At 62.8% G+C, this 23,829-nt stretch carries 23 protein-coding genes; 9 read left to right on the forward strand and 14 right to left on the reverse strand.

What is annotated here, in order from left to right:
- Positions 1-6: 6 nt before the first annotated feature.
- The 3 genes from QRM57_RS18535 to QRM57_RS18545 are packed head-to-tail and all read right to left on the reverse strand — an operon-like array spanning position 7 to position 3,070.
- Positions 7-1,341: a hypothetical protein gene (locus QRM57_RS18535; protein ID WP_284987691.1), complete on the reverse strand. Its 1,335-nt coding sequence runs from the start codon at positions 1,339-1,341 to the stop codon at positions 7-9.
- Complete coding sequence (locus tag QRM57_RS18540) at positions 1,338-2,954, reverse strand: ArnT family glycosyltransferase (RefSeq protein ID WP_284987692.1); 1,617 nt, start codon at positions 2,952-2,954, stop codon at positions 1,338-1,340. Before QRM57_RS18540 ends, QRM57_RS18535 begins: the two co-directional genes overlap by 4 nt.
- Complete coding sequence (locus QRM57_RS18545) at positions 2,948-3,070, reverse strand: hypothetical protein (protein ID WP_284987693.1); 123 nt, start codon at positions 3,068-3,070, stop codon at positions 2,948-2,950. Before QRM57_RS18545 ends, QRM57_RS18540 begins: the two co-directional genes overlap by 7 nt.
- Before the next feature lie 357 nt (positions 3,071-3,427).
- Here QRM57_RS18545 and QRM57_RS18550 point away from each other — a divergent pair, with 357 nt between their 5' ends.
- The gene (locus tag QRM57_RS18550; protein WP_284987695.1) at positions 3,428-4,753 is read left to right on the forward strand and encodes a hypothetical protein; all 1,326 of its coding nucleotides are present in this window, start codon (positions 3,428-3,430) and stop codon (positions 4,751-4,753) included.
- Between the two features lie 85 nt (positions 4,754-4,838).
- Here QRM57_RS18550 and QRM57_RS18555 read toward each other — a convergent pair whose 3' ends face one another.
- From QRM57_RS18555 to QRM57_RS18570, 4 genes are all read right to left on the reverse strand, one after another.
- Positions 4,839-5,018, reverse strand: coding sequence for a hypothetical protein (locus QRM57_RS18555; protein WP_211713326.1), 180 nt, complete (start codon positions 5,016-5,018; stop codon positions 4,839-4,841).
- Between the two features lie 6 nt (positions 5,019-5,024).
- Positions 5,025-6,155, reverse strand: coding sequence for a glycosyltransferase family 2 protein (locus QRM57_RS18560; protein ID WP_235517567.1), 1,131 nt, complete (start codon positions 6,153-6,155; stop codon positions 5,025-5,027).
- Positions 6,156-6,340: 185 nt separating this feature from the next.
- Positions 6,341-6,511: a hypothetical protein gene (locus QRM57_RS18565; RefSeq protein WP_186313584.1), complete on the reverse strand. Its 171-nt coding sequence runs from the start codon at positions 6,509-6,511 to the stop codon at positions 6,341-6,343.
- 180 nt (positions 6,512-6,691) lie between these two features.
- Complete coding sequence (locus QRM57_RS18570) at positions 6,692-7,522, reverse strand: oxidoreductase (protein ID WP_284987696.1); 831 nt, start codon at positions 7,520-7,522, stop codon at positions 6,692-6,694.
- Between the two features lie 280 nt (positions 7,523-7,802).
- Here QRM57_RS18570 and QRM57_RS18575 point away from each other — a divergent pair, with 280 nt between their 5' ends.
- From QRM57_RS18575 to QRM57_RS18585, 3 genes are all read left to right on the forward strand, one after another.
- Positions 7,803-8,285, forward strand: a complete 483-nt coding sequence (locus tag QRM57_RS18575) for a hypothetical protein (protein ID WP_284987697.1) — start codon at positions 7,803-7,805, stop codon at positions 8,283-8,285.
- 74 nt (positions 8,286-8,359) lie between these two features.
- Complete coding sequence (locus QRM57_RS18580; RefSeq protein WP_235517559.1) at positions 8,360-8,797, forward strand: hypothetical protein; 438 nt, start codon at positions 8,360-8,362, stop codon at positions 8,795-8,797.
- A gap of 122 nt (positions 8,798-8,919) precedes the next feature.
- Positions 8,920-9,597 (forward strand): zeta toxin family protein, encoded by a 678-nt coding sequence (locus tag QRM57_RS18585; protein WP_284987698.1) that lies wholly within the window; start codon positions 8,920-8,922, stop codon positions 9,595-9,597.
- 99 nt (positions 9,598-9,696) lie between these two features.
- Here the strand turns inward: QRM57_RS18585 and QRM57_RS18590 are convergent, their stop codons facing one another.
- Genes QRM57_RS18590 through QRM57_RS18600 form a run of 3 tightly spaced genes read right to left on the reverse strand, consistent with a single transcriptional unit; the run spans position 9,697 to position 12,523 of the window.
- On the reverse strand, positions 9,697-10,236 hold the full coding sequence (locus tag QRM57_RS18590; RefSeq protein ID WP_284987699.1) for a GNAT family N-acetyltransferase: 540 nt from the start codon (positions 10,234-10,236) through the stop codon (positions 9,697-9,699).
- Positions 10,233-11,582, reverse strand: coding sequence for an LLM class flavin-dependent oxidoreductase (locus tag QRM57_RS18595; RefSeq protein ID WP_284987700.1), 1,350 nt, complete (start codon positions 11,580-11,582; stop codon positions 10,233-10,235). Before QRM57_RS18595 ends, QRM57_RS18590 begins: the two co-directional genes overlap by 4 nt.
- A 56-nt stretch (positions 11,583-11,638) precedes the next feature.
- Complete coding sequence (locus QRM57_RS18600) at positions 11,639-12,523, reverse strand: MetQ/NlpA family ABC transporter substrate-binding protein (RefSeq protein WP_235517552.1); 885 nt, start codon at positions 12,521-12,523, stop codon at positions 11,639-11,641.
- A 221-nt stretch (positions 12,524-12,744) separates the two neighbouring features.
- Here QRM57_RS18600 and QRM57_RS18605 point away from each other — a divergent pair, with 221 nt between their 5' ends.
- From QRM57_RS18605 to QRM57_RS18620, 4 genes are all read left to right on the forward strand, one after another.
- Complete coding sequence (locus QRM57_RS18605; protein ID WP_284987701.1) at positions 12,745-13,839, forward strand: methionine ABC transporter ATP-binding protein; 1,095 nt, start codon at positions 12,745-12,747, stop codon at positions 13,837-13,839.
- 2 nt (positions 13,840-13,841) lie between these two features.
- Entirely contained in the window at positions 13,842-14,501 is a 660-nt protein-coding gene (locus QRM57_RS18610) for a methionine ABC transporter permease (RefSeq protein WP_284987702.1), read from the forward strand.
- A gap of 22 nt (positions 14,502-14,523) precedes the next feature.
- Positions 14,524-15,678: an LLM class flavin-dependent oxidoreductase gene (locus tag QRM57_RS18615; RefSeq protein ID WP_284987704.1), complete on the forward strand. Its 1,155-nt coding sequence runs from the start codon at positions 14,524-14,526 to the stop codon at positions 15,676-15,678.
- Between the two features lie 505 nt (positions 15,679-16,183).
- Positions 16,184-17,734, forward strand: a complete 1,551-nt coding sequence (locus tag QRM57_RS18620; protein WP_284987705.1) for an MFS transporter — start codon at positions 16,184-16,186, stop codon at positions 17,732-17,734.
- Here the strand turns inward: QRM57_RS18620 and QRM57_RS18625 are convergent.
- Together QRM57_RS18625 and QRM57_RS18630 are read right to left on the reverse strand one after the other, a co-directional pair.
- Complete coding sequence (locus tag QRM57_RS18625) at positions 17,731-18,138, reverse strand: rhodanese-like domain-containing protein (protein WP_284987706.1); 408 nt, start codon at positions 18,136-18,138, stop codon at positions 17,731-17,733. The two genes, QRM57_RS18620 and QRM57_RS18625, sit on opposite strands and share 4 nt — an antisense overlap.
- A gap of 36 nt (positions 18,139-18,174) precedes the next feature.
- Positions 18,175-19,317, reverse strand: coding sequence for an LLM class flavin-dependent oxidoreductase (locus tag QRM57_RS18630; RefSeq protein ID WP_284987707.1), 1,143 nt, complete (start codon positions 19,315-19,317; stop codon positions 18,175-18,177).
- Positions 19,318-19,770: 453 nt separating this feature from the next.
- Here QRM57_RS18630 and QRM57_RS18635 point away from each other — a divergent pair, with 453 nt between their 5' ends.
- A complete protein-coding gene (locus tag QRM57_RS18635; protein ID WP_284987708.1) occupies positions 19,771-21,792 on the forward strand; it encodes a rhamnogalacturonan lyase in 2,022 nt (673 codons plus the stop codon).
- Between the two features lie 60 nt (positions 21,793-21,852).
- Here the strand turns inward: QRM57_RS18635 and QRM57_RS18640 are convergent, their stop codons facing one another.
- Together QRM57_RS18640 and QRM57_RS18645 are read right to left on the reverse strand one after the other, a co-directional pair.
- Positions 21,853-22,518 carry an SRPBCC family protein gene (locus QRM57_RS18640; protein ID WP_284987709.1) on the reverse strand — a complete coding sequence of 222 codons (666 nt, stop codon included), beginning with the start codon at positions 22,516-22,518 and terminating at the stop codon, positions 21,853-21,855.
- Positions 22,519-22,607: 89 nt separating this feature from the next.
- Positions 22,608-23,828: a metal-dependent hydrolase family protein gene (locus QRM57_RS18645; protein ID WP_284987710.1), complete on the reverse strand. Its 1,221-nt coding sequence runs from the start codon at positions 23,826-23,828 to the stop codon at positions 22,608-22,610.
- Position 23,829: the final 1 nt, after the last annotated feature.

The following is a 23,829-nucleotide window of genomic DNA, read 5'->3' on the forward strand; positions in this document are numbered from 1 at the left end:
GCTGCATCAACGCCCGTCTGCCCGGAGCTGCTGGATCGCCCTGCCGTAGTCCGCTACGCCCACCTCCCTTCCGGCGTGGCCCTCGCCCCGGAAGAGGTCCTCCTCGAAGCCGAAAAGGAACATGCTCATCCCGCACTCTGCGGCGTACTCGGGCGCCAGCCGCAACTGATCGGCAAGGCTGTGGGAGAGCGGCGACCCCCCGGTGAACGGCGCATCTGGAGAGCCGGGATTTTCGCCGACCAACCCGAGCCCGGAGCGCCTCGCCAATGCACTGGTGTATCTGTGGGACGACCATTCAGAGACGTCATCCTGGACCACCCTGGTTTGATCATCCGGGCGGCAACGGTCCTGTGGGGGATCGGCTGCCCCTGCCACCACATCAGAGGCGTCGTCCAAACCAGTGAAGTCAATAGCCAGACCGGGCAAGGAGGCCAAAACCGCGAACTGGGCAACGTAGTCAAGGCCGCGCTCCAAGGCGCCATCCGGGTTGGCGCGGCCATCGAGGCGTCCCTCCACCGCTTCCACCACGTCGGCAGGCAAGGCTCCGCGGCCGGCCACCGGAACGTGAACCAGCCCTTTGTAGCCGAGCCTCCGCAACTCGCCCACCTGCCACACCAACGCATCCACAGCTGATCCCGTATACCAGTCCCACCAGTTCCGGACCTGCTCAGGTGTTACCAACCGTCCGTTCCAGGATCGGGAGCCCGGAACCCAACCCGGCATGGGCGACCGCGCCGCGCCTTCGGCCAGTCCGATCCCGCGTTGGGGTGCGTCGCCAAAGGCCCAATACTCGCGTTTGTTTCCGCCATCCTCGGGTCCCGGATATCCCAGCTCACCGCTGGCGTCCGTACCAACCCTTATGGCAGTGAAGTGCTCCAGCCCGAGATCCGATGCGACGCGGGCCAGATATTCTTGGGCGGCATCCCGGGTTGCGGCGCTGAAGATCAGCTCCGCTCCGCCGTGGCGGGCTACGCCTCCGGAGCTGCCCTTCAGGACACCGCCGGTCAACCGCCGGACCCAGTTCGGCGCATAGTGAAGGCCAGGAGACAGGACCACCCCCATCCCGGCCTGGCGGCAAGCGTTCAACCGTGCCTGCACCTCAGCGACGTAGCGTGAATCTACCCGGCCTTCCACTGGTTCGTAGCGATCCCAAGCCAGTGGCAGCTCCACTACGCTAACTCCAACCGTCCGAAGCGCGGCCAGACGGTCCGGGGAACAGCTGGAGCCCAGGACGCCGAAAGCCATCGGGGCAGGGCTGACGCGCCCGGCTCCGGCCGAACAGCCAACGGTTGAGCCCAGGATCATCAACGCCAGGAAGGTCAAGAGGCTAACGCGCCTCATGGGTAACCGCCGGTCACCGGTGGCAGCGTCATTCCGCCGGCCACAGCGGCGTCCAGCTTGTCGCGATCCAGTTTCCACACCACAGTGTTCCCTGACGTTGGCCCGGAGAAGGTGAAGACGGGCTGGGCATTCTTCTCTAGCCAATCCAGGAATGCAGGTGAAGCGTAGCCGTACCCTTCGCCCAGTTGCCTGCCCTGCGTCAGGACATACTCCGCGTTCCGGTCATGCAATGACTGCAAGGACGGCAAAACCTCCCAGCCCTCGTGCGGCAAAAGTGCGAACTCACCCGTGACGGACGTCAGCCCTACGATCGCGGACGGAGGCAGCTCCGTCGTCATGAAGGCCCGCGCACGGACCAGACCGTCGTCAACCACCGACCTTGCCTGAACACCCAAAAACAGGCCCAGGCCTGTCATGAGGATGACGACGGCGGTTACGGCACTCCGCAGACGGGGTCGCCACGCCACCACCATGACCGTGGCTACAGGCGTTGAAACCAAAGCCGCCAGCACCACGCAATAGCCGAACTGCTCCTCAGCCGCACCGAAAAACACGGAGTAGACGCCCACCATGCCGGTGATCAAAGAGAACAAGCCAATAATGCGTCGTTCCACCAGCGGGGAGGCCGCGGCCAGGCCGCCGGCCACGATGGAAAGTCCCAGGAGCACGTAGCTTGTGCCGAACCGCCCCAACAGAACCATCAGCCGATCCAGCAGCCCGACGCCAGGGACGGCATTGAAGCCCGTCATCTGCACCACGCCGGCCATTCTTAGGACACCCACGGACTTTTGTTCCAGGAACTGGGGGAGCAGCCCACCTGCAGTGATCAGGCTCAGATAGATGAGGTACGGAACCACGGAACAACAAACAATCCTCAGGGCGGTCAGCGTAGGAACCGTTCGCCGCCAGGGCACACCGGCCAGCAATGGGACCACGGTGAAAATCGCCGTCATGTCTTTCATGACGATCGCCAATCCAAAGACCAGTCCTGCTGCTATTTCGAGCCATAGCCTGGTGCGTCCGCGTTCGCCCTTGATCAGCAGCAGGACCAGGAGCCAACCGGACAGGACCGCCAAGCCAGTGGGCGTCTCCATCATCAACCGCCCGTCCATGCGGAGCACGAAGGGGTCGCTGGCCAGGATGATGCCGGCAACGAAGGCAGGACCCAGCCCTACCAGCCTGCGGACCAGCATGAAGCAGACAACAACGGTGGCCACGCCCAGGAAGGCGTTGAACCAGCGCAGTTGAAGCGCCAGGTCCATGGGATGCCCATCGAGGCCCATGATCCGGATAACCAGGGCATTGAGTGCGTAGGAGCCGGGAGGATGGAGGAAAAAGGGAGAGCCTGACGTTGAAGGAACCTGCCCGTCCGCCAGTTGCCTGGCCAGATCGGCGTATGTCACCTCGTCGATGAAGACGTCGTTGGCCCGCTCAACTCCTGTTACCCGGAACACCAGGGCGAGCAAGCCCACCAGCCCGGCAATCCAAACGGGACGCCGGGCGAGCTTCGAGGTCCAGGACTCCTTCCGGATCCGGACCCGCAGCATGGGTGTCCCGGATTGGTCCTGTGGGTTCGTGGGGTGCCCGGGAGTTATTGTGCTTGAGGTCAGCATGTAGGGGTTTGGGTGTTCCCGATGCGCGGTGTCTTGTCTTCGGCGGAGGACAGCTCACGCGGGGCTGCGTAGGGCAAAACCGGTCCGGGCTCAGCGGCGCCGCTGCGGCTTGTCATTGGATGAGTCTCCGATCTAACGTCCATGTCTTTCTGCATCAAGGCATGTGTCCTGTCACTTTGTTAGTGCGGGCAAACGAGTGATCGTGACGCGGCCGGAGTCGCCCCGGAATGCAGCGCCAGAGGTAGTGCGACGTCCCGCCGTTATCCAATTGATGTAGTAGTGCCGATTTTGCTGGCCCATTTCGCTTCCGACAGGACCCTGCCTAATCGATAATCGAGGAGTTGCACGTTCCTCGGGGGTGGAACGTCACGGCGGCCTCGGGCAATTGCCGGAGGCATTTCTGGGCGCATCAGCAGGAGGACACAGCTATGGCATTGTCAGTGAAGCTCCTTCCACATGGGGGAAGAAAAGCAATGGGATTGGCCGTCATTGCGGCGGTAGGTTTATCGATGTTCACGGGTATGGGCCCCTCAAGTGCCGCGGATACCACGCCGATGGCTGATGATCCCGGGCCGGTGGGCAGTTTTGCGTGGAAGGGATTCAACTGGCAAAAGCGTTTTTGGGGTGGGGCGCCCATGTACAACGCCAGCTGGGACGCCAACAATGTGAGCAATCCTGACGCCAACGGGTACGTCAAGCTCTCCATCACCAACCCCACCGGGTCCGCTCCCAAGGGGGCGGAGTTCCAGTCCACCCGTGAAGGATTTGGCTATGGCACCTACAGCACCACGGTGGAAAAGGACGTCAGCGCCCTGCAGAAGGAAGTTGTATGGGGTTGCCTGTTCACGTACGACCCCGCAGCGGAACCCGGGTACACCGAAATCGATCTTTGCGAAGCGTCGGCGTGGGGTGGCGGAGCGGCTTACGGCGAGAACTGGCCGGTAACGCAGGGGCATGGCTACTGGTTCGATGCCACCAAGCCTCCAGGGCAGGGCAATAACACTGTCACCTTCGATGTCACCAACGCTCCGATTCTCACGCACAGGATGGTGTGGGAGCCGGGCAAGCTGACTTTCGAGACGTTTGCAGGGGAGGGCTACACCGGGACGCTGCTGAAAAGGACCGTCCTCCAGGGGTCTACGGTTCCGCTTCCCGCCAAGGAACAGATCCACTTCAACCTTTGGGTGACCGGCGGTGGGGGAGGAGACGCAGCAGGCGTTGCTCCGGAGTCCGTCACCATTCGCGATTTCTCCTTTGTCCCGGGCATCCCGTTGACGGCCCCGACTCCCACGGTGACCGGTACGGCAGCAGTGGGTTCAACGTTGACGGCCGCGCCGGGAACGTGGACCACGGGCACTGCACTGACTTACCAGTGGTACAGGAATGGAGTGGCGATTGCAGGCGCCACCAACGCAACCCGCGTCTTGGCTGCGGCAGACCAAGGCACCAAATTGACTGTCCGGGTCACCGGAACCAAAGCCGGGTACGCAACAACAACCAAGGAGTCCGCGCCAACGGCAACAGTTGTCGCAGGCACCCTGGTGGCACCGGTTCCCACCATCAGTGGGACGTTGACCGTGGGCTCCACACTGACAGCCAATACGGGCACCTGGACCTCAGGAACCACCCTGACGTACCAGTGGTATCGGTCAGGGGTGGCGATTTCGGGGGCAACGGCTAAAACCTACATGCTGGTGAGCGCTGACCAGGCCGACACGATGAGTGTGAGGGTCACCGGCACCAACCCTGGTTACACCACGGCGGCCAAAACATCCGCCAGCACAGCGGTTGTGGCCTGAGTCTTAAAACAACGGGCCCGCAGTTGTGTCGCGCTGGGGGGAAAGCGACACACCTGCGGGCCTGTTGGGCTTTGGGGAGAAGCGGCTAGGCCTTCTTCTCGGCACGGACTGGGACGATCCTCTTGATGGCGAGGCCCAGGGCGAGCATTGCGAAGGCAGCCAGGGCGAACCAGAACAGATCGCCTGCGCCTGTCATGGCGAGCGTTCCTGAGCCTGTGGCACCTACGAATGCGCCTGCTGCGGGTCCTGCTGGGTTGTTGTACATCAGTGATTACCAAACTTTCTTGCGGTTGAGGGCTGCATCCAGGTAGGCCTTGGCGTGCACGGCCTGGAGGAAGATATCGATGACGGTTTCGTACATGGTGGCGGCCAGCAGCATGTACCTCCAGCCGCGGAAACGCAGTGTGACGATGCGTTCCAGGACGAAGATGCCGGTGACTGCGATCCAGAATGGCTGGAGGTTCAGGCCCATTCCGGTGGTCAAAGCAAAAATGATGGAGCCGAAGTAGGCGATGGTTACTACGACGCCGATCATGGACAGGAACTGCCGGCCCCAGTAAGCGCGCGTTACCTTGGTCCAGCCGTACTGCACGCAGTTCTCCACAGCGCCCCGCTTCCAGCGGAGCCGTTGCGCCCAGAGTTCACGCCAGGTGGGCATGACCTCGGTGACCAGGGTGCAATTGGAGGGCGAAGCGATGCGGTACCCGAGGGTCAGCAGGGCGAAGGAAAGCTCGTTGTCTTCGGTGAGGACGGAGGTGTCGTAGACGCCGCCCTTGCCGTTTCCGGGAGGCAAGGTGCCCGCCAAACGAGCTGCAACCACATCGCGCAACGTCTTGACCCTGAACAGTGCGGCCGTTCCGGTCACCACCAGGCATTTGCCGTGGAGGCGCTTGACGTCCCTTGCGTAGCGGGCGTACTCGTTGCGCTGCAGGTGGCCCACAAAACCGCCGCCGGGACCACCGCTGAACACGCCACCAACGGCGCCGAGCAGATCGTCCTTGAGCAGGTTGGCGGTGGCGTTCTCGATGAAGTCCAGGGCCAGCTGGGAGTCGGCGTCCTGGACCAGCACCAAGTCTTCGGGATCGGCGTCCGGAAGCAATTGGCTGAGTGCGAAGTTCAAGGCACCGGCCTTCTTGTCCTTGTTACCGACGGTTGGCAGCACCTCGACGCCCTGGGCAAGCGCCAAAGTCTCGGTGTCATCGGTGCAGTTATCGGCGACCACGATGATGCGGTCCGGGCGGCGGGTTTGGTTCTTCAGAGATACCAGCGTCTCGGTGATTCCGGCAGATTCGTTGTGGGCCGGGACCAGGACTGTTACTACTCCGCCGGCGGCACGGTGGGATCCGCGCGGTGAGGCGTCCGTGTCCGGTGCGTCTGCACGAACCGTGATTTCCGTGAGCATTGTGATCCCTCCGTTCGTTTGTTGAAGCGTTGACTCACTTAGAGTTCCAACGCCAACGCAAGAAATACGCAGGCAAAGCGTCAAGGAAAACTCAAGGTTTGCTCAGGACTTCCAGACGGACTTAAACGCAAGAGGACGACGCCGGCAAGTACCGGCGTCGTCCTCTTGCGTTTGGTTTGGGCTGCTTAGCGGCTCAAGGCGACCGTGAAGGTTTTCGGTCCGCTGAGCGTCACTGCGATGCCGCAGTTTTCGGCGGCGGCGCGGTGTGAGAGGGACTGGATGGCGGCATCGATGGTGTGGTCGATGGCCGACTTGTCCCAGATTTTCAGCGTGATGGAGTCAGTATGTGTCGTCATTGTCAGTACTTTCACTCAGGCCGTTATCAGCCCCAAGCCTCTTCGCCCGGGGCCGCATCCTCGTCGGTGAGGATTGCTGATTCAGCTTGTAAGGGAACGAATTCCCTCATTCATGGTTCATGTTGCGCACCGCGATTGACAAGCGAATCCGGCCAAGTGTGACCGATTACACGTTGCTCGTTACTCCGTGTAACCAGTGCTGGCACTGTGCTCGCGCCAACGGTCAACCTCTGCGCGCATCGCTTCCTCCACGGCGTCGTAGGCATAAACGGCATCCGCTCCAAGCAACAGGAAAGCCGGGGTCTGCTCGGCTTCGACTGCGCTGATGATCACTTGGGCAGCCTTGTCCGGATCGCCCGGCTGGGTGCCGTGGACGGTGTCGCTTTCCTTGCGGCGTTTCCCGGCCGTGTCAGCGTAGTCCGCGATTGCCTCGGCCGACTGGGTGAGCGAACGTCCGGCGAAGTCGGTCCGGAATCCACCCGGTTCCACGGCAGTGACGGAGATCCCCAACGGCTGGAGTTCTTTGTGCAGCGAACCCGAGATTCCCTCCAGGGCGGCCTTGGACGCAGAGTAGTACCCCGATCCGGGCGGGCAGATCCGGGCACCAATGGAGGAGATATTCACGATCGCGCCCGAGCGCGTGGAGCGCATGCCCGGGAGGACAGCCTTGATCATGGCGACGGGGCCGAACACGTTGGTGTCGAACAGTGCGCGGACGTCGGCGTCGTCGCCCTCTTCAATGGCTGCACGGTAACCGTAGCCGGCGTTGTTGACCAGGACGTCCACGCCGCCGAAACGCTCCGTTGCCTGCTGAACCGCCGCGTCCACCTGGGACTGATCGGTGACGTCGAGCGACACGGCGAGGGCCGTCGTCGGGAATTCCGCGGCCAGGTCCTGCAGCGAATCCGTGTTGCGGGCAGTGACGACGGCGTTATCGCCTTTTGCGAGGACCGCTTGGGCGAGGGCCCTGCCGAGTCCGGTGGAGCAGCCTGTGATGAGCCAGGTAGTCATGATGTTCCTTTTCCTAGGGGACCATTCCATTGGAACGCTACTCCTGGGAATGCGGGAGTGCCCGGCCTTCCGGGTACTGCCGGGGCCCCTCTTATGCCGCCGGGAGGATCTCGTTGTTGCTCAGGCCGAAAACCGGGCTCAGAGGGCAGGGACGGTGATCAGGTGCGTGCTGATATTCTGCATCGGCCCACGGCGCTTCAGTTGTGTGGCTCAAGGGAATGGACCATCGGGGGAAACCGTGCCAAGAACAGACAGAACCAACAACGAGTGGCCGACTTGGATGAAAGTAGTCCAGTACACGCTGCTAGGGGCAGGGCTGGTGGCGACTCTTGCATTACCTATCTATCTGCTTCATTTGGCAACAAATGCCCTTGCAGACAACAAATCGCTGGCGGATCAGTACAGCGCCTGGTCTTCAGCGCTAGTGGCACTTGGCCCCTCCCTCTACACGACAAGTCTTCTGGCCATGTTCAGTAGGCTGCCTCTGTTAGCACGTATCGGATTTAGCCTCATTGCCACCGCCCTAGCCGTTTACAGCTACGTTCAGTTGTGGCAGATCGGCAAGGATTTCTATATCCCCATGGTTTTGGGTATCGCAGGCGTTATTTACTGCGTTCTTGCCGACCTCTTCACTCCGGTTAGCCCGCCCAAGGCAAAGGCTTCCACAGCGGGTCTCTTCCCCACGTTGGTGACGTTGGCGGTCGCGTTCGTTTTCGCTGTCGTCCTCGGTGCGCGTGACAATCACGCCTCACGGAATCGGTGACGATTACAGCAGCCTACCTTCTTGATTCATGGTGAATCAGCAAGGTAGGCTGACAGCAGAAGAGGAGGTGTCGAATGATCACCATGGACAGCAATCTTGCTGCAATGCATCATGAGGCGCTGCAGCGTCAGGCTCGACAGCGGGTCGATTTGCTTGATGAGCTTCGGGCGGTTCGGAACGTCGCGAACCGGAACTTCAATCAGCGTGATATCGCCGAGATCCTTGTGACAAGCCAGGCCAAAGTGCACCGGTTGCTAAAGGCCATCGAACGCAGAGGCGGAGACCTGAGCCCCGATCCGGAGGAAGTGATCCTCCGCGCCTTCGCCTATGACACGTCCCGCGACAAACTTGTGGCTGATCTGAAAGCGTTCGCGTACTCCTTCGGCGAAGATGCACCATACCCGAACGAAGGTCGTGTGCCCGGGACGTGGGACCAAGTAGTGGTGGCCGTGGCCCAGGGTCTCCTCAGCGAAACCGAGTTCCAGGAGGTAAGGGCGGCAATTGGCCGTTGACCGGGACGCCGTCCATTCCGCTCTTACCCAACTCTTTTCTCCAGGTGGTGCACTGGAAACGCCACCTTCAGAACTGGCCGTGTACTTCGATGACTTAGCTATAGCGCGCAGCTAAGGCATACATGCGTCTTCAGGACGATGTGTCAACGGGCGGCCATGCGGTGGTAGTCACGGCTGGTCCGCCTGGTGCGGGAAAGTCGGAGGCAAGAGAGACGATGGCGCTTCAGAGGTATCGCGTCATCGACCCCGATGTGGCCAAAGATCTGCTCCCCAGGGATGCGGATGCCAATGGTCTGCTGGCATACAGGCACACTCACGTCCTGCCTGACGGAAAGCCCGTCGGCATACGGGAACTTGCCGCGCACATCCATTCAGCTTCTTCGCGGACCACGGATGTCGTACGGCGGTTGGCGTTGAGCGCAGGCGAGAACGTCGTCTTGGACGGAACCCTATCTTGGAGGCCACTCATCGATGTCTACATCAACGAGTTGTTCAGCGCAGGATACGAGGACCTGGAAGTAGTGAACGTTGAGGCTCCTCTGCATGTCGCAACTGAGCGCGCCAGAACACGATGGTGGCACGGGAGGCAACGTGATCTTGACCTGGGTGGGAGGTTCGTTGCCGAAAAGGTCATTCAGGGTTACTACGAAAATCACTCATGGCAATCTTCGTGCGCGGCCAACGCCTTGATTCTGGCCGAGCGCGCGGCAGACGAACTGGGTGCCGGTAAGCTAAGCCGGTTCGACGTAGATCCTGCAACAGGGGTTGTGACCTTGTCTTCTGAAACGGTTTTCAGGTAGCCATGCCACGGTCGATGTCGAACCAAAACCCCTGATGATTTTCAGAGACCGCAGAAGTTCGAACTCTGCAGCCATCGGGCATGTGCGGTGGGGCCTCCTTTAGGCCGTTGGGAGCTCCAGCGTGTAGACCACCAGCTGCACCTTTGGCGCGGGGCGCTCCTTCTCACGCTCGGGACGTCGAATATAGCCAAGGCGTCGGTAAAGGCTTTGGGACGCTTCATTGTCGACGGCGGTGTCCAGCACCACGCGCAGGGCACCCTGTGCGGCGGCCAAGCGGGCGGATTCGTCCAGGATTTTCTGGCCAAGGCCTGTTCTGCGCGCGTCCGGGTGCACAGCCAGCAACCGCAGCTCCACCTCGCCTTCCTCCGCCTGACGGCTGAGGCGTGAACCAAAGGGCAGCAGGCTGGCTGTGCCCACCAGACGCCCGGTTTCCACGTCTTCGGCCACCAGCAGCACGCCTTCGCGGGCTCGTGCCGCGGCATCGAGCAAAAGCTCCAACCGCTGTTCGTCAGGCTGATGCGCGCCTGGGAGATGATGACCGAAGCCTTCGTACGTCAGCCGCCCCACGGCGTCGTACTCCTCGGGGCGAGCCTGGCGGATCACGTGGGTGGCGGTGACGACGGTTGGTGTGGTGGTCATGGTTGTCCTTTCGGCTGCGGATCGAGTCCGAGGTGCGATTTCAGGGTGGTGCCGGCGTACTCAGTGCGCGCCAGGCCGCGTTCCTGGAGCAGCGGAATGACGCCCGTGGCGAAGCGCTCCAGGTCCTGGGGGAGGAGCGAGAACATGAGGTTGAAGCCGTCGGCCGCGCCCTCAGCGTGCCATCGCTCCAGGGAGTCGGCCACGTGCTGCGGGGTGCCGATGAAGTCGTGGTTCCGCTTGTCGCCAGTGAGGATCGAGTAGAGGTCCTTGAGCGTGACCTCGTCTTCACGCCCGCTGATCTGTTCGCCGGCGGAACGGAAATCGGTCCGGGGCTGCGCGATGGTGAGGATGCCGGACTGGGCCACCGTGGCGTCCGCCCCGAGGCCTGTGAAGTCCAACTGGCCTGCGAAATACTCCTGCAGGAAATCCAGGACCTGCTGATCCGTGATGAGGCTGTCCAGTTCACGGAGCCGTTCCAAGGCCTCGTCCCGGGTGTCCGCCACTACAGGGGAGATGGCTTGGTAGACGTAGAGTTCGTCGGGATTCCGGCCAAACGCCGTTGCCTGGGCCCTCACGGAATCGCGGTATTGCCTCGCCTGCGGAATGTCGGGATGGCTGGCGAAGAGGGCGTTGGCGAACCGGGCACCCAGCTGCTGGCCGGGCACCGAAGTGCCCGCCTGGGCCAGCAAGGGAGAGTGCTGCGGGGAGGGGCCGATGTTGAGCGGACCTGCAACCTTGAAGAACTCGCCCTTGTAGTCCAGGCGGTGAAGTTTGTGGCGGTCGAAGAATCGGCCGTTGTCCTTGTCATAGCTGAAAGCGTCGCTGTCCCAGGAGTTCCAGAGTCCTTGGGTCACCTCAACGAACTCCTCAGCGCGGCGGTACCTGAGACTGTGGTCGAAGTGTTCATCGGCGCTGAAGTTGCCCGCAGTGCTGTTGGTGAGGTCTCGGGTTGTGACAATGTTCCAACCGACGCGGCCGCCGCTGATATGGTCCGCGGTGAGGGCAGCCCGGGCGAAATTGAAGGGCTCGTCATAGGACGTGGACGATGTCGCGATGAGGCCGATGTTTGTGGTGACCGCCCCAAGGGCCGTGACCAGGCCAATGGGGTCAAAGCGGTTGAGGATGCCCGGGTTGGACGTCTCATCGATCGCCAGGGAATCGCCCAGGAAGATGGCGTCGAATTTCGCGTCCTCGGCTGTCCGGGCGAGCCTTACCTGGTGCTCAAAGTCGATGCTGGCCTGGGGAAAGGCCGTTTCGTGCCGCCAGGAAGCCAAATGGATGCCGGTGCCCACGAGGTAGGCGAAGAAATGGATCTGCTGGCGTTCACGGGTGAGTGTCTGGTTCATGGCCTGTTCCTGGATGCCGTGAGGGTGCCCGCCGCGTGGCGGGCACCCTTGTGCGGCTACTTGGTCTTCTTGATGGCGTCTTCTTCGGCGGTCAGGACTTCCTGCAGCTTGGCAGCGGTCCAGTCAGCCTTGAACTGCAGGTTGCCGTCGTTGAGCTTGGTGACCGCAGCTTCGACCTCGGGCGTGTGATAGGCGTCCACAATCTTCTTCCAGGTGGGATCATCCTTGCGGTCAGCCTTCACCACGAAGCCGTTGATGTATGGCGCCAGGGACTCAGAGTTGAGGTCTTCCTTGAAGATGATCTTGTCATCGCCAAGTCCGCCCTTCTGCGCCTGGGTGTTGTTAACAACCGCTGCTTCAGTGGTGCCCTTGAGCGCATTGACTGTCTGGTTGCTGTCCACCGGGACGACCTTGATCTTGCTTGACGTAATTTCGGCGGGCGTGGAGAGCGAGTTGCCGCCATCCTTGAGCTGCAGCAAGCCTGCCGTCTGAAGGTTGAGCAGGGCGCGCGCCTGGTTGGTGGGGTTGTTGGGGATGGCAACCTCGGCATCGGCCGGAAGCTCCTGCACGGACTTGAACTTCTCCGAGTACAACGCCAGCGGGTAGACGGCAGTAGCTCCGACTGGGACCAGTGTGCCGTTGCTGTTCACGTTGAACTGCGACAAGTACTTCAGGTGCTGGAACAGGTTGATGTCTACCTGTCCCTGCTGGGTTGCCGTGTTGATCTGGGCGCCGTCGGTGAAGTTCTTAACTTCGAGGTCGATGCCTTGGTCCTTGAGCTTGTTCTTCAGGATGGTCCAGTGTTGTTCGGCGCCGTCGTCGACGCCGATAACCACCTTGGTGTTCGCAGAGGTCGTGGAACCGCTTGACGCACCTCCGCAGGCCGAGAGCGATAGGGCGGCGATGAGGCCGACGGCGGCGACTAACAAGCGGTTCTTCATGATGCTTCTCCGTACAAAGGGTCTGATGCGAATGGAAAGGTACGGGGTGTTCCCCCTGCCTCACGCTAGGCAGGGTGACCGGTGGGAATCGAACGCTTTCGCAACACTCCGACGCGCGCCGTCAAGGAAAGAAACCGCAGGTCACAGGGGGTCACTGGGTTCGATCTGCAGGCTTGCGCGCTGTTGGAATGGGCATCCAAACAACCCCAAAGGAGGCTCCGGTGAGCGCGATCGTTTCGCTGCGCGGCGTCAGCAAACTGTTCCCGGTCCAAGGTGGCAACCGCAGCCACCGCGCCGAACCAGTGCGTGCCGTTGATAGCGTCACCTTGGACATCGAAGAGGGCACGGTGGTAGGCATCGTCGGGTACTCCGGAGCCGGAAAATCCACTTTGGTGCGCCTGCTCAACGGGCTGGAGCGTCCCACGGAGGGGCAGGTCTTCGTCAAAGGCCAGGACATCTCGTCCCTCCCGGAAAGCGAACTCCGGAAGGTTCGCGCCGGCATCGGCATGATCTTCCAACAGTTCAACCTCCTGAAGTCCCGCACCGTGTTCGGAAACGTCGCCTACCCGCTCAAGGTGGCCGGCTGGCCCAAGGACAAAATCAAGCCACGAGTGGACGAGCTCCTGGAGTTCGTGGGCATCGCTGACAAGGCGGGCTCCTACCCTCGGCGGCTTTCCGGCGGGCAGCAGCAACGCGTCGGCATCGCCCGCGCCCTGGCGAACGCTCCGGACATCCTTCTCGCCGACGAAGCCACCAGCGCACTGGACCCGGAAACCACCCGCGACGTCCTCCGTCTGCTCCGGCGTATCAACAAGGAACTTGGGACCACCGTTGTGGTTATTACCCACGAGATGCACGTGGTCCGGGAAATCTGCGACACCGTGGTGATGATGGAATCCGGCAAGGTGGTGGAAGCCGGGCCGACGTACTCCGTGTTCGCCAACCCGCAGAGCGACTCCACCCAGCGCTTCGTCTCCACAGCTGTCCACGGCACACCGGAACCGGACACTGTCAGCCGGCTAGCTGCCGCGCATCCGGGCCGGCTCGTCTCCATCGGCATCTCCGAGGCTGCGCCCACTCCCTTGGTTGCTGCCACTTTTGAACGCCACGGTGTCGGCTCCAGCGTCGTGTTCGGCGGTGTCACGGAGATCCAGAACAAGATCCTCGGCACCCTCACCTACGAACTCACGGGCAGCGACGACGCCATTGACGCCGCGCTCGCCGACCTAGGCGACGTCACCGCCGTCGAGCGCCAGACAGCCGCCGCCGATAGTGCCGTACCGCACCTGCCCGTCCCCGCGAACGCCGGAGAATAGCCATGACCGACTGGACAACCCTCCTGCCCGTCCTGGGCGAATCCTTCCAACAGACCATCTACATGGTGGTCATCACGGTCCTGCTCAGCGGTCTTGCCGGGCTCGCGTTGGGGGTCACGCTCTACGCCACCCGGCCGGGCAACCTGTTCGCCAACAAGGCCGTGTTCTCCTTCCTGAACTTCCTGGTCAACATCATCCGGCCCATCCCGTTCATCATCTTCATCACGGCCATCGCCCCGCTGACGCTGATTGTCATGGGAACCACCATCGGCACCACGGCCGCGATCGTGCCCATGGCGCTCATGGCCGGCGTCGTCATTGGGCGTGTGGTGGAACAAAACCTGGTCGCATCCGATCCCGGTGTTGTGGAAGCCGCCCGGGCCATGGGTGACAGCCGCCTGCACATCCTGTGGTCCGTGGTGATTCCCGAGTCGCTGGCGCCGCTGATCCTGGGCTACACGTTCATGATCATCGCCATCGTGGATATGTCCGCCATGGCCGGGTACATCGGCGGCGGTGGCTTGGGCAACTTCGCCATCATGTACGGCTACCAGCAGTTCAACTGGGAAGTCACCCTGGTGACCGTCCTCATCATCATCGTCATGGTGCAGGCCGCGCAGTTGCTGGGCAACTTCCTGGCCCAGCGCATCCTCCGCCGCTAACTCGTTTTAAGGGAGAACCACAGTGCCTATCGAATTCCTCGGCATGGGTGCCGGCAACGATTCCACCGAGACGTCGCCAGCCACGACGTCCTTCTTCGATCCCCAGTACGCTGCCCGTATCGCGAGGATCCATGAAGACAACAACTGGGACCACGTCCTGTTCGCTTACAACTCCACTACCCAAGACCCTTCAGTCCACGCAGCGTGGGTCGCCGCTCATACCGAGCGGATTCAGTTGCGGCTGGCGCACCGGCCCAACGTTTCCCACCCGACGTTCGCGGCGCGCTCCTTCCTGACGCTCGACCACATCGCCCAAGGCCGACTGACCGTGCACTTCATCACCGGCGGCAGCCAGGCGGACCAAGCCCGCGAAGGTGATTTCCTTGCCAAGGATGCCCGGTACGGCCGGACGCAGGAATATATGCAGATCGTCCGGCGGGCATGGTCCGGTGATTCGTTCAGTTGGGACAGTGAGCACTACCGGTTTGAAGACTTCGCTTCTGGTCTGGCGCCCTTTGCGGGGAAACGCCCGGGTATTTCCTTTGGCGGATCCTCCGAGGCTGCCTGGTCCGTGGGTGCAGCTGAGGCCGATATCTATGCGCTCTTCGGGGAGCCGTTGGCGGATGCTGCCGGGCAGCAGGAGCAGATCCTTGCTCGGGCCGCTGCCCTCGGACGCACTCATCCCCTGCGCTGGCAAATCGCCTTCCGGCCCATTGTTGGGCCAACTGATGAGCTCGCGTGGGAGAAAGCACACGCCATCCTGGGCACCTTCGAGGCGCGACGGTCGGCCGGCGAGGTGATTGATCCTGTCCGCCACTACAACCAGAAGCCCGAGGCCGCCGGCACCCAGCGACTCCTCGCTGCAGCCGAGCGCGGGGACCTCCACGACCGCGCGCTGTGGACGGCCCTCGCCAAAGCGGCAGGTGGCGGGGGAGGAAGCGCGACGGCGTTGGTTGGCTCCTACGACACCGTCACCCAGGCGATCCTGGACTACCACGACCTCGGATTCGAGATCTTCGGCCTCCGTGGCTACGACTTCGTCCCGGACGCCCTTGAGTTCGGGCAGCACGTTATTCCGCAGCTGAAGCAGGAAGTGGCGCATCGGGAGCAAGGCCGCACCGCCGAGGAGATCCGGGCAAGCCAAGCCGCCGCCCGCGCCCGCCTCCTCCGCCCGTGACCCTCGCTCACGTTCCGCCGGTTTGAGGCCAACGCTCCCTCACGTTCCGCCTGTTTGGGGCGGTCGCTCTCTCACGTTCCGCCCCTTTGGGGCGGTCACTCTCTCACGTTCCGCCTGTTTGGGGCGGTCGCTCTCTCACGTCCCGGCGTTCTCCCCTGCTGCACGGAGTCCCCTGAAGAGCATGCGACGACGGCGAGGAGACAGTAGCCGCCGTCGTCGCGCCCTTTTGGGCGTCAGCGGTGAGTGAGGGTTGGTGGGAAAGGGGAGGGTTGTGAGTGAGGGTTGGGCTAAAGGGTGAGGTTGGTGGGAAAGGGGAGGGTTGTGAGTGAAGGTTGGGTTGAAGGGGGTGGGGTGTGAGTGAGGGTTGGGCTGAAGGGGGTGGGTTGTGAGTGAGGGCTGGCCGGAAGGGTCACACCGAGTCACCATCGGTAACCCCGGTTAACGCCCCTTAACCCAGTGACTTGCGATGAGCGCGCCCATGCGAAGCCAGCCTAGAGTCACAAATATGGGTACAAACGCCAAACGTTCCGCCCTCTGGCTTTGCCTGGGCGCCGGGTTCATCACGCTCTTGGATCAATCGGTGTTCGTTTTGGCGGTCCCGGCAATGTCGGCTTCGCTCCACGCGGATTCGGGGTCCGTGCAATGGATCCTGGCCAGCTACTCCCTGGCTTTCGGCCTAGCCCTGGTACCGGCGGGACGGCTGGGTGACTTGGTTGGCAGGCGTGCGCTCTTCATCGCGGGCATCACGGTTTTCGGAGCGTCGAGCCTACTCGGCGGCCTGGCGACCGATCCCGCCCTGGTGATCGTGGCCCGCCTCCTGCAGGGCCTGGGTGCGGGTACCCTCAACCCGCAGGTGCTGGGTCTGTTGCAGGACATCTTCTCCGGCCACGATCGTGCCAAAGCACTTGGGGCTTACGCGGCGGCCGGTGGTTCCGCAGCCGTGTGTGGTCCTTTGATTGGCGGGCTGGTTCTTTCCCTCGGCGACCCGGCGATTGGTTGGCGCATCCTGTTCCTGGCCAATGTGCCCCTGGTACTGATTCTTGTGCCGCTGGCGTTCGCCTTGTTGCCGCGGGCAGCAGGAAAACGCCGCGAAAGCGGCGCTGCCAAACCATCCATCGACGTCGTGGGTGCCCTCCTCCTGGGTGGGGTCGTCGTCGCCAGCCTCATCCCCACGATCCACGGCGCCGGCACGGTCGCCATAACTTCCATGATGATCGGTGCCGCGGCGCTGCTGGCCTTCGCGGGCTGGGAAGTCCTGTACTACCGCCGCGGCCGGACGCCCCTGCTCAGCGCTGCCTTGGCCCGGTCGAAGGGCTACGCCCTGGGAACGGTGGTGGCCCTGTGCCAGTTCGGCGTTGGAGCGGGGATGGCCGCGGTGACATCGTTCTACTTCCTGTCCGGAACGGGCATGGCCCCGCTCGCAGCGGCGGCAATCCTGACGCCGCAGGCGGCCGGAATGCTGTTGGCCTCGAGCTTCAGCTGGCGATTCGTGGCACGCTATGGACGAGCCGGAATTGTTGTGGCGCTGCTGGCCAGCTTGGCGACATTGGTAGTCAAGGACCTGTCCGTGCAACGCGTCGATGACGCCACAGCGGCGCTGGCTGTCGCCGTTGTCGGCTTTTTCCAAGGCGTGGCTACGGGGCTGGTGGTTGCGCCAAATCAGACCCTGACGCTCGGCTACGCACCACCGGGTGCGGCAGGCGTGGCAGCAGGCTTTTATCAGCTCAGCCAACGATTCGCCGCGGCCCTCTGCTCGGCAGCGGCGGCTGGAATGTTCCTCCAGGCACACGGCGCGGCCACTGGCGACGCCGCAAAGTCAGCTTTCCATGGGGGCATCCTGATGTGCTGCATCCTGTTGGGCGTCGCGCTTCTGGCCGGCGGACTGGACTGGCTCCGCGAGGTGCGGCGGCCCGCAAACGAAAGTGCCGTCGTCGTGATTCCCAGCAAGGAGAGCACGACGACGGCAACGGAACCGGCCGTAGCCGGTCCGGTAACGCCAGGCACGACGGCGGGTGGCAGCCAGCGCCCGGAAGTCACCGAATCGGTGGACGCCTAAGCAGTTTCAGCCGGAGGTGCGGTGGGGTCGGTGGTGGGTACGCCAGCGTCGCGCAGGGCGGGGAAACCGCCGTCGACGTGCACGGCATGGTCGTAGCCCAGGACCTTGAGCTTCTCCGCGACGGGGCGTGAGCCATTTACGGAACCGCAGAAGACCACGATCCTCTGCTGGGTTCCGGTCACTTGGGGAAGACGGTGGGCGGACTCCGGACTGAAGTCCTCCTCCACGTGCTCGCGGTTGACAACTACGGCTCCGGGGACAGCGCCGGTGCTGGCACGACCACCCTCACTGCGGACATCGATCAGCAGTGCGCCCTGCTCAATGAGCTCGGCCGCTTCGGCAGCCGTGACCAGCTGCGCGTCTTCCTGGACTATGGTTTCCGGGACTGTGGTTTCGATGGACATATGTGCTCCTTTGTTGGTGGGTGGAAATCGAAAAAGCTAAAGGCCCCAGGCCTCGGCGAGCAACTGGTAGGAGTTCACCCGGTCCGCGGGGTCGTGGGCGATGGTGGTGATCAACAGTTCCTGCGCGCCCGTGACGCGCTGCAGCGTCAGGAGATGCTCCCTGACCTGATGCGGATCCCCGACGAACCTGGTGTCCAACCGGTCTTTGACCAAGGCCACGGCTTCGGCGTCCAAACCCCTTTCCAATGCGTCTTCCGGCGAAGGGTAGGGGATAGCACCCTGGCCGCTCCGGATTCCACGAACCCATTGCCCAAAACCGCGGGCGAGCCGCTGTGCCTGACGTTCGTCGGCGGCTACCAGTACGTCCGCTGAGACGATCACATGGGGTTCCTGCAAAGTCACGGATGGCTCAAAATGGGCGCGGTACTCGGCGATGGAGTCCAGCACGCCGGCAGGTGCAACGTGGTAGTTGGCGCCGAAGGGAAGCCCGAGTTTTCCGGCCAGCCGGGCACTGGGGCCGGCGGTGGAACCGTGAATCCAGAACTGGGGTGACTCACCCAGAGCCGGCGTCGCGGTGACCTCCTCCCCGTGCTGCGTCCGGTATTCCCCGCTGAAGAACCCGATGATGTCCTGGATGTCGTTTTCGAAGTTGTCCGTGTCGCCAGGGAATCGGCCCAGCAGTTCACTCTGAAGCCGGAATTTCCGCGGCAAAACGGCGCCGAAGATCGGGCGGGCCGCAGGGATCAACAGCCCGTCCACTACTCGGTCTGTCGCCTCGGCCGAGGCGACAGGCGGCACCACGCCCGGAGCGGGGTCGCTTGAGGACTTTGGCGGGCCGGAGCGTCCGAAACCCAGATCCAGGCGGTCGGGGAACACTGCGGCGAGCGTCCCGATGCTCTCGGCAATTTGGAGTGGCCGGTAATTCCCCAGCAGGGTGGCTGCAGTCCCCACCCTGATGGTCTTAGTGGCTGACGCTACCAATCCGGCCAAGACGTGTGGGGCCGAGCCTGCAACCCCAGTGTTGAGGTGATGCTCGGCCAGCCAGTACCGCGAATAACCGGAAGCCTCGGCAGCAGCGGCAAGGCCCAGCGTGCTGCGCAACGCCTCGCCGGGTGTCTGCCCGGCGGACACCGGGCTGAGGTCTAGGACGGACAGTGGAGTGACTGAGGGCTTCGGCATGGCTCGACACTACGGAGGCCCGTGTCTGCGCCCAAGCTGCGCCGTCACCGCGCTCAACTGGAGTCAATGTTGCTCAACGGGGCGCAATCCACCGTCACATGGGGAGGCCGGGTGGGATCTGAGTAGGCGTCGGGTTGAAGGGGGTGGGATGTGAGTGGGGGTTGGGTTGAAGGGGGTGGGATGTGAGTGGGGGTTGGGTTGAAGGGGGTGGGATGTGAGTGGGGGTTGGGGCGGCACAAAAGTGAACATCAAGAAACGGAAACTCACAGTTATTTTCTGTCACACCCTTGACCGCCCAGTTGAAACGCTGATAAACCTTGATGTCGGAAAGCGTTTTCACTTACCGCCAAACCCCGTCAATCGCAAAGGAGGGGCTTGTCGGTCCAATTAGTGAAACGTTCCAAACCGCGAGGGTGCAGACCCACTGCGCCCCGGCATCAAAGGAGATGTTGCATGGCTTACCCCTCAAAATGTTCCCCGAGCTCCCGACGACCAGCCCTCTTGCCCCTGGCGGTCACAGCGACCCTGGCGGCAGCTGCCTTGGCCTTCACCGGAGTTCCGCTCGCCCAAGCAGCGCCACCCGAAGCGTCCCGGACTGTACAAGGCAACCAATCCGCCGTCGTCAACGACGCGAAGGACCCGGCGGCACTCAAGCGCCAAGTGGAAAACCTGGACCGGGCGCCGGTTGCAGTCCTGACGGACCAGGGTGTCACCGTGAGTTGGCGCATGCTGGGCCTGGACAAGGACAGCATCGGCTTCCAGGTGCTGCGCGATGGTGTCAACATCACTCCCGAGCCCATCCGCAACGCCACCATGTTCGTGGACCCCGCAGGCACGGCACAGTCCAGCTATGTCATCAAGACCGTCGGAAACGGGCAGGGCCAGGACAAGCTGACCGACGCAGTGAAGCCGCTCGCGCAAAACTACCTGGCCATCAAGCTGGACAAGCCTGCCGACGGCGTTACCCCGGATGGCAAGCCGTACACCTACTCGGCCAATGACGCGACGGTGGCGGACCTGGACGGAGACGGTAAGTACGAAGTCATCCAGACCTGGTCCCCTTCCAACGCCAAGGACAACTCCCAGTCCGGCTACACGGGCAACGTCTACGTTGATGCGTACAAGCTGGATGGCACCAAGCTCTGGCGCATCGACCTCGGCCGCAACATCCGCGCCGGCGCGCACTACACTCAGGTTCTGGCCTACGACTTCGACGGCGACGGTAAGGCGGAGGTTTCGTTCAAGACGGCCGACGGCACCCGCGATGCGGCCGGCACCGTGATTGGAAACGCCGACGCCGACTTCCGCAACAGTGCCGGTTACGTCCTGAATGGTCCGGAATTCCTCACGGCCTTTAAGGGTGAAACCGGGACCATCATGGACACTGTGGCTTACGAGCCTGAGCGCGGGTCGGTGGCCAGCTGGGGCGACAATTACGGCAACCGCGTGGACCGCTTCCTGGCAGCCGTGGCGTACCTCGATGGCCAGCACCCATCCATGATGTTCAGCCGTGGTTACTACACGCGCACAGTGCTGGTGACCTACGACCTGGTCAACGGCAAGCTCCAGAAACGGTGGACGTTCGACTCCAATCAGGCGGGTGACGAATATAAGGGTCAAGGCAACCACAACTTGTCTGTGGCAGACGTTGACCAGGACGGCAAGGACGAATTCGTCTTCGGTTCCATGACCATTGACGACGATGGCAAGCCGCTCTACAACACCAAGCTCGGCCATGGCGATGCGATCCACACCGGCGACCTTGATCCGTCCAGGCCCGGCTTGGAGACCTTCGCCGTCCACGAGAACATGGGTGCCAGCGGCAATCGCGGGGCAACTTTCCGTGACGCTGCGACAGGCGAGGTGTTGTGGAGCATCCCGGCCATTAAGGACACAGGCCGCGGTGCTGCAGGTGACATCGATCCGCGTTACGCCGGGGCCGAGGGCTGGGCTGTGGGCGGTTCCGCTGCCTGGGATTCGCCGGTGGGTCAGCTGATGTCCGCAAAGGGTGAGCTGATCGCGGAGAACATCCCGGCCGCGAACTTCCTGGCTTGGTGGGACGGCGACCTGCTCCGTGAGATCGTGGACCACGATTACGACGCCACCGTGTCCCGCGGCGTTCCCACCATTTCCAAGTGGAACTGGGAAACGGAAACCAGTGACCGGCTCCTGACCGCTGAGGGTGCCCGCAGCAACAACACCACCAAGGGGAACCCGTCCATCCAGGCTGACATCCTGGGCGACTGGCGCGAAGAGATCGCGTGGCCCTCCACGGACAGCTCCGAGCTGCGGATCTACACCACCACGGCTCCCACCGAGGTCCGTCTCCGGACCCTGATGCACGACACCGTGTACCGCACGGCGGTGGCCCGGGAAAACGTGGCGTACAACCAGCCGCCGCACCCGAGTTTCTTCATTGGTGAGGGCATGCAGGCACCGGCGATGCCCGCCGTCGTCTACACCGGCAAGAAGTAGCCCACACAAACAATGCCGCCCGGGTCGTGTTGACCCGGGCGGCTTTTGGCGTCGGCGGACCTAGTGCTGTCCCGGGAGCCATCCGCTCTGCGGCGGTATGAATCCGGGACCGCGGTCTGCGTCGTCGTCGTCGGCCAACCCGTTCGTCTGGTCGAAGGGATGGGTGACGGGATCGACGATCGGCGTCGTGTCCGTTGCGCTGGCGTCATGCCCGACGGCGGTGGCAGCGGTTCCGGTGGCGGTCGCCGGAGTCGGGGTGCCGGTCGCCGGAGCGGCAGTGGTGGTCCCGGCAGTAGACGCGGTTTCCGGTGCCTGCTTTTCGATGTACTCCTTGAACTTCTTCAAGTCCGACTCCGCCTGCCTTTCAATAACGTGCAGCTTGTCGCCCAGGAACTCCAGGACGCCGTGGGGTTCGTATTCCAACGACAGGTGCAGGGACGTCTGGCTGGGCCCGGCTTCCTTGAACTCCACCCACCCTGCGTTCTTGACGCCGTCGACGGCGGCCCATGCCACGGCCCGGTTGACATCCTGCTGGACGATCTTTGCTTCCCACTTGCGGTGGACGCCCGCGATTTCGGCGACCCATTCCAGGCGGTCGTCGCCAAGCCGCGTCACCCGTTCGACTCCGCCCATGAAATGCGGGAATTCTTCGAACTGGGTCCACTGCCTGTAGGCCGTACTGATCGGAACGTTGACCATGATTGTCTTGTTCACTTTCGTGGTCATGGTGTCTTCCTCCTTGACTCAATATTGATCAGCATACTTACATTATCGGGCTTTTTGGAGGGTAAAGACAGGCCCTGGTGACGCAGGAACTAGGAGATCTCGCGGCCGTTCTGGATCAGGTGTTCCAAATGCTCGGAGATGTCGGCCAGTACGGCGATGTCAGCCACCGGATCCGCATCCAGGATCAGCATGTCCGCGTCCGCGCCAGGTGCGACCACGCCAAGTTCACCTTCGCGCTCAAGCAGCTGGGCCGCCGTCGTGGTTGCAGAACGGATGGCATCAATGGCTGGCTGGACCTTGCCGAGTAGCCTGAACTGTTCGTTCTGGTGGCGGTGCATGCCACCCAGGAGGTCGGAACCGAAGGCCATTTTCACTCCGGCCTCATGGGCGCGGGCGATTGCCTCGAGGCCGCTGGTGAGCACCGAGTCCACCTTGGCCCACATTTCTTCCGTGAGCCCAAACTCCTTGCCCTCTTCCTTGAGCGCCCAGTAGGTGACCAGGGTGGGAACCAGGAAGGCGTCCTTTTCGAGGAACAATTTCAGGCTTTCGTCGTCCAGCAGGTTGCCGTGTTCGATCGAGCGGACACCAGCTTCCAGTGCGCGGTTGATGGCGCGTGCAGTGTAGGCGTGGGCGGCGACGTAGCGGTTTGCGGCCTGGGCTTCTTCCACTGCTGCACGCATTTCCTCCATGGAGTACTGGGTGGAGTCGATACGGTCAGTAGGTGACGAGACCCCGCCGGATGCCATGATCTTGATGTGGTGGGCGCCCTTGCGGATCTCGTCCCTGGCGGCCGCGCGGACTGCATCCACGCCGTCGGCCACCCGGCCGATCCCGCAGCAGCCCCGGCCGTTGGGGTCATGGTCTTCGCCGGGGAGGCGCATGTCGCCGTGGCCGCCGGTCTGGCTCAACGCGTGGCCGCAGAAGTGGATCTTCGGACCTTCCAGGAGTCCTTCTTCCTGGGCCATCGCCAGGCCAAAGTCGGCACCTGAGAGGTCGCGGACAGTGGTGAAGCCGCGGCGGAGCATCTCGCCCATGATCCGGGCGGTTTGCGCATAGACATACGACGCCGGTGTGTAGGTGAGGGAGCGGAAGTCGGCGCTGGAAGCAACGACGTGGACGTGGGCATCAATCAGGCCCGGGATGACGAACTTGCCGGTGCCATCGATGACCCGCGCACCTTCAGGAGCGTCGGCGTTCGGCCCGACGCTGCTGATCTTTCCGTCAACGCTGACGACGTCGGCGGTGGAGTACGTGCCTGCGTCGACGTCCAGGACGCTGGCATTGCGTATAACGAGGGGTGTGGTGCTCATG

It is taken from the genome of Arthrobacter sp. fls2-241-R2A-172 (assembly GCF_030208885.1).
Taxonomy (GTDB): Bacteria; Actinomycetota; Actinomycetes; order Actinomycetales; family Micrococcaceae; genus Arthrobacter.